This is a genomic window from Arthrobacter sp. zg-Y40 (assembly GCF_020731535.1).
GTDB lineage: Bacteria > Actinomycetota > Actinomycetes > Actinomycetales > Micrococcaceae > Arthrobacter_B.
Window position 1 is genome coordinate 26,793 of the sequence record NZ_JAJFZS010000002.1, and the last position, 16,281, is coordinate 43,073.

16 protein-coding genes, 1 tRNA gene, 1 pseudogene and 1 riboswitch are annotated in these 16,281 nt (G+C 66.4%); of the genes and pseudogenes, 8 read left to right on the forward strand and 10 right to left on the reverse strand.

Annotation, left to right across the window (positions count from 1 at the left end):
• Nucleotides 1–42: 42 nt before the first annotated feature.
• The gene (locus LJ754_RS03515) at nucleotides 43–1,608 is read right to left on the reverse strand and encodes an ABC transporter ATP-binding protein (protein WP_231706054.1); all 1,566 of its coding nucleotides are present in this window, start codon (nucleotides 1,606–1,608) and stop codon (nucleotides 43–45) included.
• A 56-nt stretch (nucleotides 1,609–1,664) separates the two neighbouring features.
• Nucleotides 1,665–2,288 (reverse strand): ECF transporter S component, encoded by a 624-nt coding sequence (locus LJ754_RS03520; protein WP_227925465.1) that lies wholly within the window; start codon nucleotides 2,286–2,288, stop codon nucleotides 1,665–1,667.
• 98 nt (nucleotides 2,289–2,386) lie between these two features.
• A riboswitch (TPP riboswitch) is annotated at nucleotides 2,387–2,519 on the reverse strand.
• A gap of 94 nt (nucleotides 2,520–2,613) precedes the next feature.
• Between LJ754_RS03520 and LJ754_RS03525 the strand changes: the two genes are divergently transcribed.
• Entirely contained in the window at nucleotides 2,614–2,877 is a 264-nt protein-coding gene (locus tag LJ754_RS03525; protein WP_227925467.1) for a DUF4235 domain-containing protein, read from the forward strand.
• A gap of 229 nt (nucleotides 2,878–3,106) precedes the next feature.
• On the opposite strand, the pseudogene mnhG reads toward LJ754_RS03525, so the two are convergent.
• The 6 genes and pseudogenes from mnhG to LJ754_RS03555 all read right to left on the reverse strand — a co-directional run.
• A pseudogene (gene mnhG / locus LJ754_RS03530) lies at nucleotides 3,107–3,448 on the reverse strand (monovalent cation/H(+) antiporter subunit G); the annotation flags it as partial.
• A gap of 4 nt (nucleotides 3,449–3,452) precedes the next feature.
• Nucleotides 3,453–3,713: a monovalent cation/H+ antiporter complex subunit F gene (locus LJ754_RS03535; protein ID WP_227911771.1), complete on the reverse strand. Its 261-nt coding sequence runs from the start codon at nucleotides 3,711–3,713 to the stop codon at nucleotides 3,453–3,455.
• Nucleotides 3,710–4,306: a Na+/H+ antiporter subunit E gene (locus tag LJ754_RS03540; protein ID WP_227911772.1), complete on the reverse strand. Its 597-nt coding sequence runs from the start codon at nucleotides 4,304–4,306 to the stop codon at nucleotides 3,710–3,712. Before LJ754_RS03540 ends, LJ754_RS03535 begins: the two co-directional genes overlap by 4 nt.
• Nucleotides 4,303–5,916, reverse strand: a complete 1,614-nt coding sequence (locus tag LJ754_RS03545; protein WP_227911773.1) for a Na+/H+ antiporter subunit D — start codon at nucleotides 5,914–5,916, stop codon at nucleotides 4,303–4,305. Before LJ754_RS03545 ends, LJ754_RS03540 begins: the two co-directional genes overlap by 4 nt.
• Nucleotides 5,913–6,398 (reverse strand): Na(+)/H(+) antiporter subunit C, encoded by a 486-nt coding sequence (locus LJ754_RS03550; RefSeq protein WP_227911774.1) that lies wholly within the window; start codon nucleotides 6,396–6,398, stop codon nucleotides 5,913–5,915. The genes LJ754_RS03545 and LJ754_RS03550 overlap by 4 nt, the downstream gene beginning before the upstream one ends.
• A complete protein-coding gene (locus LJ754_RS03555; protein ID WP_227925475.1) occupies nucleotides 6,395–9,445 on the reverse strand; it encodes a Na+/H+ antiporter subunit A in 3,051 nt (1,016 codons plus the stop codon). Before LJ754_RS03555 ends, LJ754_RS03550 begins: the two co-directional genes overlap by 4 nt.
• A gap of 207 nt (nucleotides 9,446–9,652) precedes the next feature.
• On the opposite strand from LJ754_RS03555, the gene LJ754_RS03560 reads away from it, so the two are divergent.
• A complete protein-coding gene (locus LJ754_RS03560) occupies nucleotides 9,653–11,032 on the forward strand; it encodes an MFS transporter (RefSeq protein ID WP_227911776.1) in 1,380 nt (459 codons plus the stop codon).
• Here the strand turns inward: LJ754_RS03560 and dcd are convergent.
• A complete protein-coding gene (gene dcd / locus LJ754_RS03565; RefSeq protein ID WP_227911777.1) occupies nucleotides 11,029–11,643 on the reverse strand; it encodes a dCTP deaminase in 615 nt (204 codons plus the stop codon). The genes LJ754_RS03560 and dcd overlap by 4 nt on opposite strands.
• 22 nt (nucleotides 11,644–11,665) lie before the next feature.
• Nucleotides 11,666–12,520, reverse strand: coding sequence for a tryptophan 2,3-dioxygenase (locus tag LJ754_RS03570; protein WP_227925477.1), 855 nt, complete (start codon nucleotides 12,518–12,520; stop codon nucleotides 11,666–11,668).
• Between the two features lie 68 nt (nucleotides 12,521–12,588).
• Between LJ754_RS03570 and LJ754_RS03575 the strand changes: the two genes are divergently transcribed.
• From LJ754_RS03575 to LJ754_RS03600, 6 genes are all read left to right on the forward strand, one after another.
• A complete protein-coding gene (locus tag LJ754_RS03575; protein ID WP_227911779.1) occupies nucleotides 12,589–13,077 on the forward strand; it encodes an SseB family protein in 489 nt (162 codons plus the stop codon).
• A gap of 189 nt (nucleotides 13,078–13,266) precedes the next feature.
• Entirely contained in the window at nucleotides 13,267–14,283 is a 1,017-nt protein-coding gene (locus tag LJ754_RS03580; protein WP_227925506.1) for a M4 family metallopeptidase, read from the forward strand.
• Nucleotides 14,280–14,588, forward strand: coding sequence for a protealysin inhibitor emfourin (locus tag LJ754_RS03585; RefSeq protein ID WP_227925479.1), 309 nt, complete (start codon nucleotides 14,280–14,282; stop codon nucleotides 14,586–14,588). The genes LJ754_RS03580 and LJ754_RS03585 overlap by 4 nt, the downstream gene beginning before the upstream one ends.
• A 75-nt stretch (nucleotides 14,589–14,663) precedes the next feature.
• A tRNA-Gly gene (locus LJ754_RS03590) sits at nucleotides 14,664–14,734 on the forward strand.
• 88 nt (nucleotides 14,735–14,822) lie between these two features.
• Nucleotides 14,823–15,284 carry an aspartate 1-decarboxylase gene (panD, locus tag LJ754_RS03595; protein WP_227911781.1) on the forward strand — a complete coding sequence of 154 codons (462 nt, stop codon included), beginning with the start codon at nucleotides 14,823–14,825 and terminating at the stop codon, nucleotides 15,282–15,284.
• A 9-nt stretch (nucleotides 15,285–15,293) separates the two neighbouring features.
• A complete protein-coding gene (locus LJ754_RS03600) occupies nucleotides 15,294–16,220 on the forward strand; it encodes an AEC family transporter (RefSeq protein WP_227925481.1) in 927 nt (308 codons plus the stop codon).
• The last annotated feature ends 61 nt before the right edge of the window (nucleotides 16,221–16,281 follow it).

A 16,281-nucleotide genomic window follows, 5' to 3' on the forward strand; every position in this document is an offset into this window, starting at 1 on the left:
GCGCCGTTCCACCGGACTCCGCGGCCGAGATCTCCGCCCGGCTCACCGGAGCACCTCGGTTGCATTATCCGCGGCCGGCCCTGCTGCCGGGTCCGGCACCGGCTCGGCGGCGGCGTCCCGGACCGTTCCGCCGCCCACCTGCAGGGTCCGCGCGCCCAGCGCCTGGATGAAGCCGGCGTCGTGGGTCACCGACACCACGCACCGGCCATCGTCCAGCTGGGCACGCAGCAGGGCCACCAGTTCCGCCCAGGTTCGGGCGTCCTGGCCAAACGTCGGCTCATCGAGCAGCAGGATGGACGGCGCCGTGGCGAGCATGGTTGCCACGGACAGCCGGCGCTTCTCCCCGCCGGAGAGCGTGAAGGGGTTGGCATCCAGCAGGGCGTCGAGGTGCAGCCGTTCGGCAAGCTCCCGCACCCGGGCCGCGGACTCCTTTTCCAGCCCGAGCCGGCGCGGGCCGAAGGACAGTTCGTCCAGCACGGTGTTGGTGAGGAACTGGTGCTCCGGTTCCTGGAACACGGTTCCGATCCTGCTCACCAGCTGCGCCGACGTCCACCGGTGCGGTTCGGGCGCAGCGGTGCCGGCCAGCAACGGTTCGGCGGCGATGGTTCCGCTCCGCGGCCGCAGCAAGCCGCCCATGGTCAGGGCGAGGGTGGATTTGCCGGCACCGTTGGGTCCGGTAATGCCGACGGCGGTTCCGGCGTCCAGCGCCAGGTCCGCCCCGGTGACCACGGCAGGTCCGCGGCCCGTCCGGGCGGCAGCCAGCCCGCGGGCCGCCAGCAGCCGGTTCCCGCCGGCAGCCGGGGCCCACGCACCGCCGGGAATCTCCGGCCGGGCGCCCGGAAGCCAAACCCCGGCTGCGGCCAGGGTTTTCCGGTGCACCATATCCCCCAGCACCTGCTCGGGTGGTCCGTCGGCCAGGACACCGCCGCCGGCAGCCAGTACCACCACGCGGTCCACCACCTCCGCCCAGACCTCCACGCGGTGCTCCACCACAATGACGGTGGCGCCGGTGCGGTCCAGCACCCGCACCACGGCGTCGCGGATTTCCGCCACGCCCGCCGGGTCCAGGTTGGCGGTGGGTTCGTCCAGCAGCAGCAGTCCGGGTTCCATCGCCATCACGGAGGCCAGGGCCAGCCGCTGCTTCTGCCCGCCGGAGAGAGCGGAAGTGGAACTCTCCAGCGGCACGTCCAGTCCGACGTCGGCCAGTGCGGCCCGCACCCGGGGCCAGATCTCCCCGGCCGGGACCGCAAGGTTCTCGGCGCCGAAGGCAACTTCATCCCCCACACGGGACAGCACGGTCTGCGCATCGGGATCCTGCAGCACCAGTCCGGTCCGGCCGCGGGCTGCGGGATCCGCCGGATGGACACCGTCCACTGAGATCCTGCCCTGTTCCTCCCCACCGGTATCCGGTCCCAGCACGCCCGCGAGGGAATGCAGGAGTGTGGATTTTCCGGCGCCGGAGGCCCCGAGCAGCAGCACCCGCTCCCCCGGTGCTACCGACAGGTCCAGTCCGGACACAGCCGCACCGGCCCTGCCCCCGTGCCGCCAGCCCCAGCCTTGGGCGGTAACGGCGGCGGGACTGCTGCGCCGCGCGACGGCGGAAGGCAGCACCCGGGGTGCGGCCGCGCCGGGAGCCCGGCGGCGGGCGTTCAAAAACCGCACCGCTATGCCTTGCCTGTCCGTCCGGACGCGAAGGGTGCCAGAGCGCCGGTCCGTGCCAATGCCCGGACCGCCAGCCAGGACAGTCCGCCGGCCAGGACCGCACCGGAGAACGCAGTGAGCAGGACATACAACAGCTTCCACTGAGCTGCCCACTCCACGTTGTACAGAACGTTTTCACTCAGTCCCAGGAACAGGCCCGAACCCAGCCCGGCCAGCAATGCCACGGGCAGGGAGAAGCGGCGGTAGAGGAACAGCAGGAACACCAGTTCGGCACCGAGGCCCTGCAGGAAGCCGGAGAGCAGCACGGATAGGCCGAACTGGGTGCCCAGCACACCGGACACGGCCGAGGCCAGCACTTCGCAGTAGATCGCGGCCCCCGGCTTGCGGATGATTAGCCCGCCCAGCACACCGGCAATAAGCCAGCCGCCGGTATAGAGGCCTGCCAGCGGCGGGAACGCGGCGGTCAGCGCACTGATCCCGGCGTAGCCGAGGGACCAGGCCCAGAAAATGACGCCCACGGCCACGGCCACTACGGACGCAACAACAATGTCCACCACGCGCCATGTGCGTGCCGGCGCTGCGGGCTTGGCTGCGGACGGTGCCGCAGCAGAAGTAAAGCGGTTCATGAATATCCTCCTGATAGCAGGAGGGGAGGGTAGCGGCGCGCCGGCAATGCCGGTGCCGTTCCTGCCGTGCCCCGGCGAGTGCCGGGACGTGGCGGGAATTCCCTGAGCTCTCGACTCCCTTCGCCGGTACTAACCGGATCAGGTTCGAGGGTCTGCGGATGTCCGCACTCTCAGCGCCTTGTCTCCGCTGCCCGAAGGCCGTGCGGAGGGGGCGCTCCCCTGTCGTGTGTTTGCGGTACCACTCTACACACGCGTGCCAGCTCCCCGCAGGGGTACCGAACGGATACCGTAGGGTTAGGAAAAACGCCCGAAGCTAGGAGTACCCATGAACCTGATCCTCAAACTGCTCGGAACCGGAGCCAGTATCCTGTCCGGAATCGTGGCCGCCAAGGTACTGGATTTCGTCTGGACCAAGGCCACGGGCAACGAGCCGCCCAAGGACGCCGAGGGCAGCCTGGAAAACAGCCTCCGCGCTGCCGTGGCTTTCGCCGTGGTGTCCGGCGCCGTCAGCTCGGTCATCCGGGTCCTGACCAACCGCGGCACGCAGCGGGCCATCCAGCGCTACCAGAAGACCCCTGAGGTCGTCTGACCCGGCCTGCCGGCCCAAGCACCGCCTGCGGCGCTCAGCCCTCGGGATTCTTTCCCGGGTGCTGGGCGCCGCTGCTTAACCCGGCCTCGCGTTCGCGGCCGGCCAGCAGTTCGTCGTCGTCCAGTTCCCCGGTGTAGGCCGGTTGCTCCTCGCCGGGATCGTCGTCCACGCGCGGGTCCTCGTTTTCGTCCTCGAGCGCCTCCGCCTCAGCGTCCTGGAGCAATCGCTGGGCGCGCTCGACGACGTCGTCCAGTTCGTCGATCACGAGCAGTTCCGGCCGCAGGTGCTTGGTGCGGTACCCGGCCCGGCCCACCATGTGCGCGGAAACAGGTGCCGTTAGCAGCATAAAGATCCATGCGACGGCCAGGACCGGCAGCAGTTTCCAGCTGCGGAACTCCACGGCCATGGCCAGCAGGAAAAGCAGCAGGCCGAGGACCTGCGGCTTGGACGCAGCGTGCATGCGGCTGAGCAGGTCGGGGAAGCGGATCAGGCCGATGGCCGCCGCCAGGGACATCAGTGCCCCGCCGAACATCAGGACAGCGACAATCGCGTCGTACACGGTTTCGTCCATGGCCCTACCGCCTGTCCGTCACGAAGCGCGCAACCGTTACCGACCCGATGAAACCGACCAGGGAAATGGCGACCAGCAAGGCCAGGTAGTCCAAGTTGCGGTAGACGATCATGTCCACGGCCAGGGCGCCGCCCACAATGGCCAGCAGCACGTCCGAGGCAAGCACCCGGTCCAGGATCGACGGCCCGCGGGCAATCCGGTAAATCGCCCCCGCGCCGGCCACGGCCAGCATGAGGCTCACCACCACCACGGCAACGTTCATCATGCCTTGCCTCCAATCTTCCGCTGACGGGTTTCATCACTCTCGGCGCGCAGGGCAGCCAGTTCCTCTTTGGTGCCCATGGTCCGGATCAGCCACGCCTCGGCCTGCAGGACGTCGGCGCGCACCTTCTCCGCCTGCTCAGCCGTGGACACGTCCAGGGCGTGCAGGTACAGGGTGGAGGTGGAACGGTCGACGTCGACAATCAGCGAGCCGGGAATCAGGGACAGTGCGTGGCCCGTGGCCGTGACCAGCAGGTCCGACCGGCTGCGCAGCTTCACCCCGATCACGCCGTTGCGGATCCGCGGGCCGCGGACAACCGCCAGCCAGAGCACATGGAAACTGGCCTGCACCAGTTTGTAGAAGAACCGGCCGGCAAAGACGAGGCCGTAGAACAGGTTGAACCGGCCGCTGAGCTCCACCGGCGGCAGGTAAAAGATATTCGCCACGATAAACGCGATCACCGTGCCGAAGAGCAGGTTGCCGGCACTGAAATCCTGCCAGAGGGCACCCCACAGGAACACCAGCCAGATCAGCAGCGGCAGTTCCTGCAGCAGCGGGATACGGGCGCGGTTGCGCATGCGCGCTTCCTTCGTCATTGGTCAGCCGCTCCTTCCCCGAGTACCGCTTCAATGTACGGAGTACGTTCCAGCAGGTCCCGGGCGGCACCGTCGCTGAGCGAGAACAGCGGCCCGGCGAGCACGGTCAGGCTGACGCCCAGGGCAACCAGGCCCACGGTGGGATAGACCATGGTGCGCGGCAGCAGGTCCACCGAGTCCCGGTGGGCGAACCGGCCCGTGGTGTGTTCGCTGACGTCCTGCGACTTGCGCAGGCTGGCACCGTCCGGCCCGACGGCCAGCAGGATCGGATCCGGATGGACGGCATCTTCCGGGGTCCGCCAGAAGGCGCGGTTCCATACCCGGGCCATCACCAGCAGCGTCAGCAGGCTGGTGGCGGCGCTCGCGGCTACCAGGACGTAGGCCAGCGGGGTGCCCAGCTCGACGCCGGCCTGCATCAGGCCCAGCTTCCCCAGGAACCCGGAGAACGGCGGAATGCCGGCCAGGTTGATTGCCGGGATGAAATACAGCACGGCGAGCAGCGGGGAGAGCTTCGCCAGCCCGCCGAGGCGGTCCATGTTGGCCGTCCCGCCCCGGCGTTCAATCAGGCCCGTGACCAGGAACAGCGAGGTCTGCACGGTGATGTGGTGCACCACGTAGAACACAGCGGAGCCGATGCCGACCACGGATGCGACTGCCAGGCCGAACACCATGTAGCCGATGTGGCTGACCAGGGTGAAGGAGAGCATACGTTTGATGTCCGTCTGGGCCAGGGCACCGAGGATACCCACGAGCATGGTCAGCCCGGCCACCACCATCAGCAGCGTATTTATCCGGTCTCCCGGGAACAGCAGGGTCTCTGTCCGCACCATGGCGTAGACGCCCACCTTCGTCAACAGGCCGGCGAACACGGCCGTCACCGGTGCCGGGGCGGTGGGATAGGAGTCGGGCAGCCAGAAGGACAGTGGGAAGACGGCGGCCTTGATGCCGAACGCCACCAGCAGCATCAGGTGCAGCATCAGCTGCGTCGCCGGATCCAGCTCCCCCAGCTTCAAGGCCAGATCCGCCATGTTCACCGTGCCGGTGGCCGCGTAGATCATGGCAATGGCGATCAGGAACAGCAGCGAGGACACCACGCTGACCACCACGTAGGTGACTCCGGCCCGGATTCGCGGCGTGGTGCCGCCCAGGGTCATCAGCACATAGCTGGCCGTCAGCAGGATCTCGAAACCTACATAGAGGTTGAACAGGTCCCCGGCCAGGAAAGCGTTGGAGACGCCGGCCACCAGGATCAGGTAGGTCGGGTGGAAGATCGAAATAGGGCCGTCTTCATCGCCGTCGGCCATACCCTGGCCGGCGGCGTAAATGAGCACGGCGAGGCTGATGGCCGAGGAGACCACCAGCATCAGGGCGGAGAACTGGTCCACCACCATCGTGATTCCGAACGGCGGCAGCCAGCCGCCGAGGTTAACCGCCACGGCACCGGTGTTCCAGACCGAGAGCAGCAGAATCACTTCCAGTGCCAGCGTCACGGACAGGATGCTGACGCTGACCACCCGCTGGGAACGCTGGTGCCGGATCAGGATGAAGGCCAGGGCGGCGCCGAGGAGCGGCAGCACGACGGCCAGGGGCGCGAGGCTTGCTGTAGTCATCGGTTCACCTCCGGGTCCTTCTCTGCGTTGCCGCGTTGGGACCCGGGAGCCTCTTCGGCTTCTTCGGGCGGGGTGAATTCCGTGGTGTCCTCCGGTACATCGGCGTCGTCTTCCGCGTCGAAGCTGCTCTGGCTGGCGACGCGGCGGTCCTCAATGTCGTCCTGGACCTCGTCCTGGCGGCCCAGCACCCAGGACCGGTAAATGATCCCGAGCATAAAGGCCGTCACGGAGAACGAAATGACAATCGAGGTGAGGATGAACGCCTGCGGCAGCGGGTCATTGTAGGCATCTGCGGCCAGGTCCTTGTTGAACATGGGAGCCAACCCTGCCGGGCCGCCGGTTGCCAGCAGCAGGATGTTCGTTGCATTGGTCAGCATGGCCAGGCCAAGCACCACCCGGGTCAGGCTCCGTTCAAGCAGCAGGTAGATGCCGCAGGCGTACAGGGCACCCATCACCAGGAGAAGGGTTATATTCACGGTCACCGGGCCACCTCTTCCTCTTCGGGCCGGGATCCCGTGCCGGGAACACCGTCGAGCCGCTGGCCAAGGTCGATGATCTGCGGTTCCTCCACTATGTCTTCGTCTTCGTCGTCGTCGTCGCCCTCGCTGCGTTCATCGATTTCCGAACCCAGGCTGCGGAGGACATCAAGCACCAGGCCCACCACCACCAGGTACACGCCTATGTCGAAAATCGTGGAGGTGACGAACTTGACCTCCCCAAACACCGGCCAGGAGAACTTGAGGATGGCGCTCTGCAGGACCTGCCCGCCGAAGAACAGGGGAGCGGCAGCGGACAGGGCCGCCAGGCCCAGGCCGCCGCCCAGCAGGGCTCCGGCGCTCACGGGGCTCGCCTCGGCCAACTCGAACCGTCCGCCGGCGAGGTACCGGATGGTCAGCGCCAGCCCGGCCATGAGCCCGCCGGCGAAGCCGCCGCCGGGGGCGTTGTGGCCTGCTATCAGGAGGTAGACCGAGAAGAGGATGACCGAGTGGAACAGCAGCCGGGTAATCACCTCGAAGATGATGGAGCGGCGTTCCGGGGCCAGTGTCCGGCCGGCCACCAGCCAGGCATCCCGTCCCACGCTGGAGAATTTGCGGGCCAGGGCCAAGGTTGCCTGCCGGCGCCCGGTGGAGGCGAACTGCTCCCGGCCGCGGTCCACGGAACCGGAGGCCACGCCCTCGGCGCGGCGGCGCTTATCGCCGCGTCCGCGGACGAAAATCAGGGACGCCAGACCGGTGGCGGCGATGGCCAGGACGGAAATCTCGCCGAAGGTGTCCCAGGCACGGATATCCACGAGGGTCACGTTGACAATATTGGATCCGCCGCCGCCCTCGTACGCCAGCGGCGGGAAATCCAGGGAGATGGGGGTGGCCACCCGCGACGCCATGGCTGACATCGCGAAGACAATCATGGAGGCACCGAACGCAATGCCCAGCAGGGCCCGCAGGAAACGGTGCCGTTTGGGCTCGCGCTTCCACAGCCGGGCCGGCAGGGACCGCAGGGCCAGCACAAAGGCCACCAGCACAATTGTCTCCACCAGCATCTGGGTCAGCGCCAGGTCCGGGGCCCCCTGGAGGGCGAAAATAAGGGCAATGCCGTAGCCGCTCACCGACACCATCAGCACCGCCAGGAAACGCTTGCTGGCGCGCGCTGCGGCTACCGCACCGATGATGACGGCAGCACCGATCACGGCCTGCAGCGGGTTGTCGAACCAGCGGAAGCTCTCGGGCATGGGCGCGGAGCGGAGGATGAGCGCCGAAAGGGGCGTGAGGATCGCCATGATGAGGATGACGAACAGGTAGAAGGTGAGCGAACCGCGCTGCGTGCGGCCCGTGACCCAGACGGCGACGTCGTCCAGCACACCGATGGCGCCGCGGTAGGAGCGCTCAGCGTCAATCGGGGAGGCAACGTCCCGCTGGAAGGACTCCATTTGCCGGCGCAGCAGGAACAGCGCTGTACCGGTGGCCAGAGTCAGCACGGTCAGTCCCAGTGCCGGGGTCAGCCCGTGCCACAGGACCAGGTGGGTCGGTTTCCCGTCCGCCGGGAAGAGCCCGGCATAGGAGGACACCACCGAATCCAGCGGGGCCGGCCACAGTCCGAAGACCACGGTGGCGGCGGCCAGCACGGCGGGAGCCCCCAGGAAGGACCAGGGCACGGCCTTGAACGGGGTGGCAGCACAGCCGTTCTTGACGGCAAACGCGCCCCACACAAAGCGGGCGCTGTAGGCGAAGGTCAGGATGGAGCCGGCGACAATGCCGGCCAGCAGCAGCCAGGCCGCAAAGCTGCCCTGCTGTTCGCCGTAGTGCACGAAGGTTTCGTAGATGGATTCCTTCGCCACGTAGCCCAGCAGCGGCGGCACACCCGCCATGGACGCGGCACCGATCACGGCGACTACGCCCAGCTTCGGTGCGGCCCGGAAAATTCCGGAAAGCTTGCGGATGTCGCGGGTGCCGGCCTTGTGGTCGATGATCCCGACCACCAGGAACAGCGTGGCCTTGAAGAAGCCGTGGGCCAGCAGCATGCCCATCCCGGCGACGGCTGCTTCCCGGCTGCCCAGGCCAACCACCAGGGTCAGGAAACCGAGCTGGCTCACAGTGCCGTAGGCGAGGATCAGCTTGATGTCGTACTGCCGCAGGGCACGCCAGCCGCCCAGCAGCATGGTGGCCAGGCCCAGCACCAGCACTATGGGGTGCCAGAACGCGGTTTCGGAGAAGCCGGGAGCAAGCCGGGCGGTCAGGTAGATGCCGGCCTTCACCATGGCGGCGGCATGCAGGTAGGCACTGACCGGAGTGGGTGCGGCCATCGCGGCGGGCAGCCAGAAGTGGAAGGGCAGCAGGGCTGACTTGGACACGGCGCCCACCAGCATCAGGGCGACGGCGACGTTGACCAGCATGCCCGAGCCCACCAGTTCCGGTGCCTGCGCCATGATCTCGGAGATCCGGTAGGTATGCGCGGCCGAGCCGAGCATGATCATGCCAACCAGCATGGCCAGGCCGCCGAAGGTGGTGACGATCAGGGCCTGCAGCGCTGCCCGGCGGGCGGAGAGGCGCTGGGCCGCGTACCCGATGAGCAGATAGGACAGGATGGTGGTCAGTTCCCAGAAAATGAACAGCAGGATCAGGTCATCTGCCGTCACGAGGCCAAACATGGCTGCGGCAAAGGCCAGCAGCTGGGCCCCGAAGGATCCCATCTTCGGATCATTGGGGCGGAAGTACCGGGCGCAGTAGAAAAGGACCAGCGCACCTACCCCGAGGATCAGGATGGAGAGCACGGCTGACAGCGTGTCCATCCGGAAGGCCAGTTCCACCTGCAGGTCCGGAATCCAGGGGATGGTCACGGACGGCGGGGCGTTGGGGGCTCCCGAGGCGAGCGTCTGGTTGGCGCCGGTGTACTGCGGGAACGTGGCCATCAGCCAGGCGAACGCAGCCGCGGGGAAGGCGGCAAGCACGTAGAACGCCGACCGGCCAGCCTTCCGGAAAAATATGGGCGCAACCAGTGCCACCGTAAACATAACGGTGAGCACAAAAAGCACTATGATCTCCCGGACTCTCTCGTCGATTGTGCAGCGCTAAAGGCTGTAGTGATCGCTGTAGTTATCAAGGGGGCGGTCAAGGTCGTACATACATTCTACCCATGGCATACACATCCCTTCCCATTCGGGTCCGCCGGCGCTACACCCAGCAGCCGCACGGCGGCGTGGAATGCCGGGGAAAATGCCGGTTGCCGTTAGGCTCTGCGCATGAGTGTCAGAACACATAAAGAGCCCGCGGGGGCGGCGCCCGCTTCCAAAGCCGCCCGGTGGAAGCAGGTAGCGGCATGGGCCGCCTGGGACTGGGGCTCGGCGTCCTTCAATGCGGTGATGACCACTTTTGTCTTCACCGTCTACCTGACCTCCAATGCCTTCGGGGACACGGATGACAACTCCGCGGTGCTCGGCGCAGCGCTGGCCGTTGCCGGCGTCGCGGTCGCGCTGCTGGCACCCATTACCGGACAGCGGTCCGACGCCGGCGGCCGGCGCCGCACCTGGCTCACCGTCAACACGCTGCTGACCTGCGTGCTGATGGCGGCGTGCTGGCTGGTGCTGCCTTCCCCCGATTACCTGATCCTCGGCGTGGTCCTGATTGCAGTGGCCAACCTCTTCTTCGAATTCGCCGGCGTGAACTACAACGCCATGCTGAGCCAGGTGTCCACTCCCGCCTCAGTAGGCAAAGTCAGCGGGCTCGGCTGGGCCATGGGATACGTGGGCGGCATCGCCGCGTTGGCCCTGGTGCTGGTGGGCTTTGTCCAGCCGGAGGTCGGCTGGTTCGGCGTCACCTCGGAGAACGGCCTGAACCTGCGCTCCGTAGCCCTGTTCTCCGCGGTATGGTTCCTGCTCTTCGCGCTTCCGCTGATGTTCGCGGTTCCGGAGGTTCCGCGGCAGGACGCCGTGGCGCGGATCGGTTTCCTGGCCTCCTACAAGCTCCTGTTCCGGCGCATCAAGGCCCTGTACAAGACCGACCGGCACACTATTTACTTCCTGCTGGCCAGCGCCGTCTTCCGTGACGGACTCGCTGCCGTGTTCACCTTCGGCGGCGTGATCGCTGCGGGAACATTCGGCTGGGAGCTCTCCGAGGTGATCATGTTCGCCATCTTCGGCAACGTAATTGCCGCCGTCGGATCCGTGATCGGCGGTTTCCTCGATGACCGGGCCGGACCCAAGCCGGTAATCATCGGGGCCCTCATCGGGCTGATCCTGGCCGGCACCGCCGTTGTGGTGCTGGGACCGGGGAACCAGGACATGCTGGGGCTGCAGTGGAGCGGGGACACCACGTTCTGGATCTTCGGCCTGCTGCTGTGCCTGTTCGTAGGCCCCGCACAGGCTGCCTCACGTGCGTTCCTGGCACGGCTGGCACCTGTTGGCAAGGAAGGGGAACTCTTCGGGCTCTACGCCACCACCGGACGGGCCGTCAGTTTCCTGGCCCCCACCCTGTTCTCCGCCTGCATCGTGATCTTCGGTGCCCAGCGCTACGGCATCATCGGCATCGTGGCCGTGCTGCTGCTGGGACTGCTGGTCCTGCTTCCGGTCCGCTCCCCCGGCCCCCGCACCCGGTCCGGAGACCGGGCGGGGCAGGCAGGCTAGGAAGCGGCGGCTTCCGCCGCGGCGCCGTCGGTTCCGCCGACGTCGGTGCGGTGGAAGTTGAGGTGGCTGCGCGACGCCGTCGGGCCGCGCTGGCCCTGGTAGCGGTTGCCGTACCGGCCGGAGCCGTAGGCGTACTCAGCCGGGGAGCTGAGGCGGAAGAAGCACAGCTGGCCAATCTTGGACCCGGGCCACAGCTTGATCGGCAGGGTGGCCATGTTGGAGAGCTCCAGCGTCACGTGGCCGGAGAAGCCCGGGTCGATGAAGCCGGCGGTCGAGTGCGTGAGCAGCCCCAGCCGGCCCAGGGAGGACTTGCCTTCCAGGCGGGCGGCAATGTCGTCCGGCAGGGTCACCTGTTCATAGGTGGAACCCAACACGAATTCGCCCGGATGCAGGATAAAGGGCTCGTCCGGGTCAACTTCCACCAGCCGGGTCAGCTCAGACTGGTCCAGCGAGGGGTCGATGTGGGCGTACTTGTGGTTGTCGAAGAGCCGGAAGAAGCGGTCGATGCGCACATCAACGCTGGAAGGCTGGACCATCGCGGGGTCATACGGGTCCAGGGCAATCCGGTTCTCGGCAATCTCGGCTCGGATATCGCGGTCAGAAATCAGCACTCTTCAAAAATAGCGCATGCCCCTAGCGGCCGATTTCAGTGCGCACCGCGTACAGCTCGGGGAAGAACGTCAGTTCCAGCGCCCGGCGCAGGAAGCCGGCACCGCTGGAACCGCCCGTGCCCCGCTTCATGCCGATAGTCCGCTCCACGGTCTTGAGGTGTCGGAAACGCCACAGCTGGAAGTTGTCCTCCAAGTCCACCAGTTCCTCGCAGGCCTCATAGATGTCCCAGTTCGCTTCGTGGTTCTCATATACGTACTTGAAGATCTCCAGCAGTGATTCGTTGTAGACGTGGGCCTTGCGGACGTCCCGGTCCAGCAGCGCCGGGTCCACGGCATAGCCCCGGCGGTGCAGGCAGCGGATGAACTCGTCATAGATGCTGGTCTGGGTCAGCAGCCCTGACAGCAGCGCCTGTGCTTCCGGATCTGCCTGGAAGACGGCGATCATGGCCTCGTTTTTGTTGCCCAGCAGGAACTCCACGGCCCGGTACTGGTAGGACTGGAACCCGCTGGAAGCACCCAGGTCGCCGCGGAACTGCGCGTATTCGGACGGGGTCAGGGTGGCCAGCACCGACCACTGCTCGGTCAGCGAGCGCTGGATGTGCTTGATCCGGGCAATTCCCTTCATGGCCGAGCGCAGGTCATCCTCCTGCAGCCGCGTCCGGACGGCCAGCAGTTCGTGCAGGACCAGCTTCAGCCACAGCTCGGAGGTTTGGTGCTGGATGATGAACAGCATCTCGTCATGGTGCTCCGGCCGGCTCACCGGATGCTGGGCCGAGAGCAGCTGGTCCAGGGCGAGGTAGGACCCGTAGCTCATCTTGTCGCTGAAATCGCGTTCAATGCCGGGCTCGAGGCTGCGGGTGTTCTCATTGCGTTCCATGCCCACCACGGTAACCGGCGGATATGCCAGACTTGGGTTTTTGCCCCCGATCTTCCCAAGGAGTTTCCATGGAACCGGACAACACCCCAGAAATCCCGGCGATGCCGCTTGCCCATGAGGATGCCCCGGCCCCCGGCGCAGCACTGGAAGAGGCCATCACCGCTGGCCGTGAAGGACGGCTCAGCAACCGTGAAGTAATGTCCGTCATCTGGACCTCGGAACTGCTCAGCGTGGGACGCCTGGCCAAGGAGGATGACCCGGCCACCTTCCAGGCCGTGGTCCTTAAAGCCCCGGACGCGGAGTACTCGGTGGCAGCAACCTTCACGTCCGCCGACCGGATTCCGCAGCAGCTGCGCGAAGCGGCTCCCGTGGTGGTGAAGGCCAGTGGTGAGGCGACCATCCGCAGCATCGCCCCGGGATACGGCATGTCGGTCAACCCCGGCCATGAGGTGGGACTGGAAATCGGTCCGGACGTTGTTGCGTCCCTGGTCGCAGCGTCCGAACTGGCTGATGAAGATGCAGACGGTTCGGATCGGCAGGCGTCAGCGGAGGGCTAAATCCGGGCCGGACGGACCCGAATTAGGCGGATTGGGTTGCGTTACGGCCATTTGATGGTCATTTTGCGGTACTAGCCCTTGCAGTGTCGGTGGTGGAGCCTACGCTTGGGAACCTCACAACAGATGGAGGGCTGTACCGTGACCAAGCCGAGCGTTACTCATTCGATCTGTTCCATCGTTCCGCCCTATATGCTCAAGCGCCTCGCTGCGGCCGACGACCCTGCCCGGGCGACGGCGGCCGCGGCGGCACGCCACACCCTCACCGCCGAATCAAATATCGCTGCGGTCCGCTCGATCCCGCACCAGGTACCGGCCCGGGGAGCGGGAACAGCCTTCGCCCCTTCACTGCGCCGCAGCGTTGCAGACGCCCTCGGCTTGGAGGAACTGCCCGGTACCGTGGTGCGCTCCGAGGGACAGCCGCCCACCTCCGATCCGGCGGTGGATGAAACCTATGACGGGCTGGGCGCCACCTACCGTCTCTTCAACGACGCCTTCGGCCACTCCTCCCTTGACGGCGCGGGCCGCTCGCTGGAGGCAACCGTCCACTACGGACACGACTACGACAACGCCTTCTGGGACGGTTCCCGGATGGTGCTCGGCGACGGAGACGGCGAGGTATTCCAGCGCTTCAGCAAATCCCTCACCGTTATCGGGCACGAGCTGACGCACGGACTGATCCAGTACACCGCCCAGCTCACCTACCAGGACCAGGCGGGCGCCCTGAACGAATCCGTGGCAGATGTCTTCGGTGTCCTGGTGGAGCAGAAACTGCTGGGTCAGGAAGCGGCCGAAGCCAGCTGGCTGGTGGGTGCAGGACTGTTTACCGAGCAGGTGGGCGGACAGGCACTGCGGTCCCTCAAGGCTCCGGGCACTGCCTACGACGACGACGTGCTCGGCAAGGACCCGCAGCCGGGGACCATGGACGGCTATGTATCCACCACGGCCGATAACGGCGGAGTGCACGTCAATTCCGGCATCCCCAACCACGCCTTCTACCTGGTTGCTGCGGCACTTGGCGGGTACGCCTGGGAGCGTGCCGGCCAGATCTGGTTCGACACCATTACGGAGCGGAATTTCCCGCCGGACGCCACTTTCGCGGTCTTCGCCGGAGCCACGATTACCGCTGCTGAAAAACGGTACGGGGCCGGAGCCGAAGAAACTTCTGCTGTGCAGGCCGCATGGAAAGAGGTTAACGTCATGGTATGAGACTGGTTGTAGTGCGCAGCGGCGGCTTCGCGGGCATGCAGCGCACCTGGAGCACGCAGGTCACCCCTGAAGAGGCGCAGGAACGCTGGCTGCCCCTCCTGCAGGACCCGCCCGAAGCCGTGGACGGTGATCCGGACCGCTTCATTTATGAAATCTCGGTGGGTCCGGAGGCCGTCACGATTCCCGAGCGCGAGGTCAAGGGCCGGTGGCGTGAACTCGTTGAGCGGGCCCGCAGCGGCGGTCCGGACGACTCCGCTGCTGCGCAGGCTTCAGCGCAGGACACCGGTCCCGCACGCGAGGCGTGAGGGCCCGCACTGCGAATTCGGCAACCGTGCGGTTCCATGTAGAGTTAGGGACTGCACCGGATTCTTCCGGGCGCTGCGGGCGTAGCTCAATGGTAGAGCGCTAGCTTCCCAAGCTTGATACGCGGGTTCGATTCCCGTCGCCCGCTCCCTTTGGGTCCGTTCCGTTCCCTGCCTGTGAGCCCCCGTCAACCCCGGGGCTCGAAGTCCGCCGCAATCGGCGTAGACTTGTCCGCGATGAACCGGAAAATGTTTAAGTCCAAGATCCACCGCGCTACGGTGACCCATGCCGACCTGCATTACGTGGGTTCGGTGACGGTCGACCTCGACCTGCTCGAAGCAGCGGACATCCTGCCCGGCGAGCTGGTCTCGATTGTCGATGTCACCAACGGTGCCCGCCTGGAGACCTACACCATTGCAGGCGAGCGGGGCTCCGGCGTGCTGGGCATCAACGGTGCCGCCGCCCACCTGGTGAACGTGGGCGACACCGTCATCCTGATTACCTACGCCGACATGACCACCGAAGAAGCCCGCAGCTTCGTGCCCACCGTGGTCCACGTGAATTCCGCCAACCGCATCCTGGAGCTGGGCACGGATCCGGCCGAAGCAGTCACCGAGGGCACCGAGCGTCCGCCGCTCGCCCTGGACAACAGCCAGCTCACGGGCGACAACGTGAGCTCCGCCGCCCAAGCGGGATAACAGCTTCGGGTGCTGGGGGTACTCACCGGATTCGCCGTTGTATGGATCATCATCCTTACCGGCTATGCCATCGGCCGGCTCAAGGTACTGGGCGACAATGCCCAGACCGTCCTGAGCCGGCTCGCTTTTTTTGTGGCCTCCCCCGCACTGCTGCTCACCACACTCAGTGACGCGGACCTGCCCACGGTTTTCTCCCTGCCGCTGCTGGTGGCTGCCGCCAGCGCCCTGGCCACCGGCGGACTGTACGTCCTCGCCACCCGCTGGTGGCTGCGCCGGCCGCTGCCGGAAACGCTGGTGTCAGCCATGTCCTCGTCCCTGGTCAACGCGGCGAACCTCGGACTTCCAATTTGTGTTTATGTCCTTGGCGACGCCGCCTACATTGCCCCGGTGCTGATTTTCCAGCTGGCCTTCTTCACCCCGTTTTTTCTGATGATGCTTGATTCCGCCACCAGCGGGCGGCGCACCTCGGTGGCAGTTTTCGCCGGGCAGGTGATCCGCAACCCGATTGTGGTGGGCTCGCTTATCGGCCTGTTCCTGGCCGCCACCGGCCTTCGGCTGCCGGAAATCATCCACGAGCCGGTGACCCTGATCGCCGGCGCAGCGGTGCCGGCCATGCTGCTGGCCTTTGGCCTGTCCCTGGTGGGCTCGCGTCCGCTGGATGCCGGCGGTGGGCGGCGTGCCGACGTGATCCTCGCTTCGGGCTTCAAGCTGCTGCTGCAGCCAATGCTGGCCTACCTGCTGGCCCGCTTTGCCCTCGGCATGGAAGGCCACCTGCTCTTCGCCGTCGTCGTTACGGCAGCCCTGCCCACGGCCCAAAACGTCTTTGTGTCCGCCTCGCGGTATGGCGAGGGGGTGCTGGTCGCGAAGGACACCGTCCTGCTTACCACCGTCGCTTCCCTGCCCGTCCTGGTGCTGGCCGCTGCCCTCCTGACCTGAGGTTCTACGCGCTTTGGCACGTTTCTTTGTGGCGTAAATTACTATCTAGGCCTATGGTCAA

Excerpts from the sequence above, each read along its gene's own strand:
- LJ754_RS03570 (WP_227925477.1), bottom strand. The coding sequence starts at position 12,520 with ATGGAACGCAATGAGAACACCCGCAGCCTCGAGCCCGGCATTGAACGC.
- LJ754_RS03525 (WP_227925467.1), top strand. The coding sequence starts at position 2,614 with ATGAACCTGATCCTCAAACTGCTCGGAACCGGAGCCAGTATCCTGTCC.
- panD (WP_227911781.1), top strand. The coding sequence starts at position 14,823 with ATGAACCGGAAAATGTTTAAGTCCAAGATCCACCGCGCTACGGTGACC.
- LJ754_RS03545 (WP_227911773.1), bottom strand. The coding sequence starts at position 5,916 with ATGACTACAGCAAGCCTCGCGCCCCTGGCCGTCGTGCTGCCGCTCCTC.
- LJ754_RS03535 (WP_227911771.1), bottom strand. The coding sequence starts at position 3,713 with ATGATGAACGTTGCCGTGGTGGTGGTGAGCCTCATGCTGGCCGTGGCC.
- LJ754_RS03580 (WP_227925506.1), top strand. The coding sequence starts at position 13,267 with ATGCTCAAGCGCCTCGCTGCGGCCGACGACCCTGCCCGGGCGACGGCG.
- LJ754_RS03575 (WP_227911779.1), top strand. The coding sequence starts at position 12,589 with ATGGAACCGGACAACACCCCAGAAATCCCGGCGATGCCGCTTGCCCAT.
- LJ754_RS03560 (WP_227911776.1), top strand. The coding sequence starts at position 9,653 with ATGAGTGTCAGAACACATAAAGAGCCCGCGGGGGCGGCGCCCGCTTCC.
- LJ754_RS03540 (WP_227911772.1), bottom strand. The coding sequence starts at position 4,306 with ATGACGAAGGAAGCGCGCATGCGCAACCGCGCCCGTATCCCGCTGCTG.
- LJ754_RS03585 (WP_227925479.1), top strand. The coding sequence starts at position 14,280 with ATGAGACTGGTTGTAGTGCGCAGCGGCGGCTTCGCGGGCATGCAGCGC.
- LJ754_RS03520 (WP_227925465.1), bottom strand. The coding sequence starts at position 2,288 with ATGAACCGCTTTACTTCTGCTGCGGCACCGTCCGCAGCCAAGCCCGCA.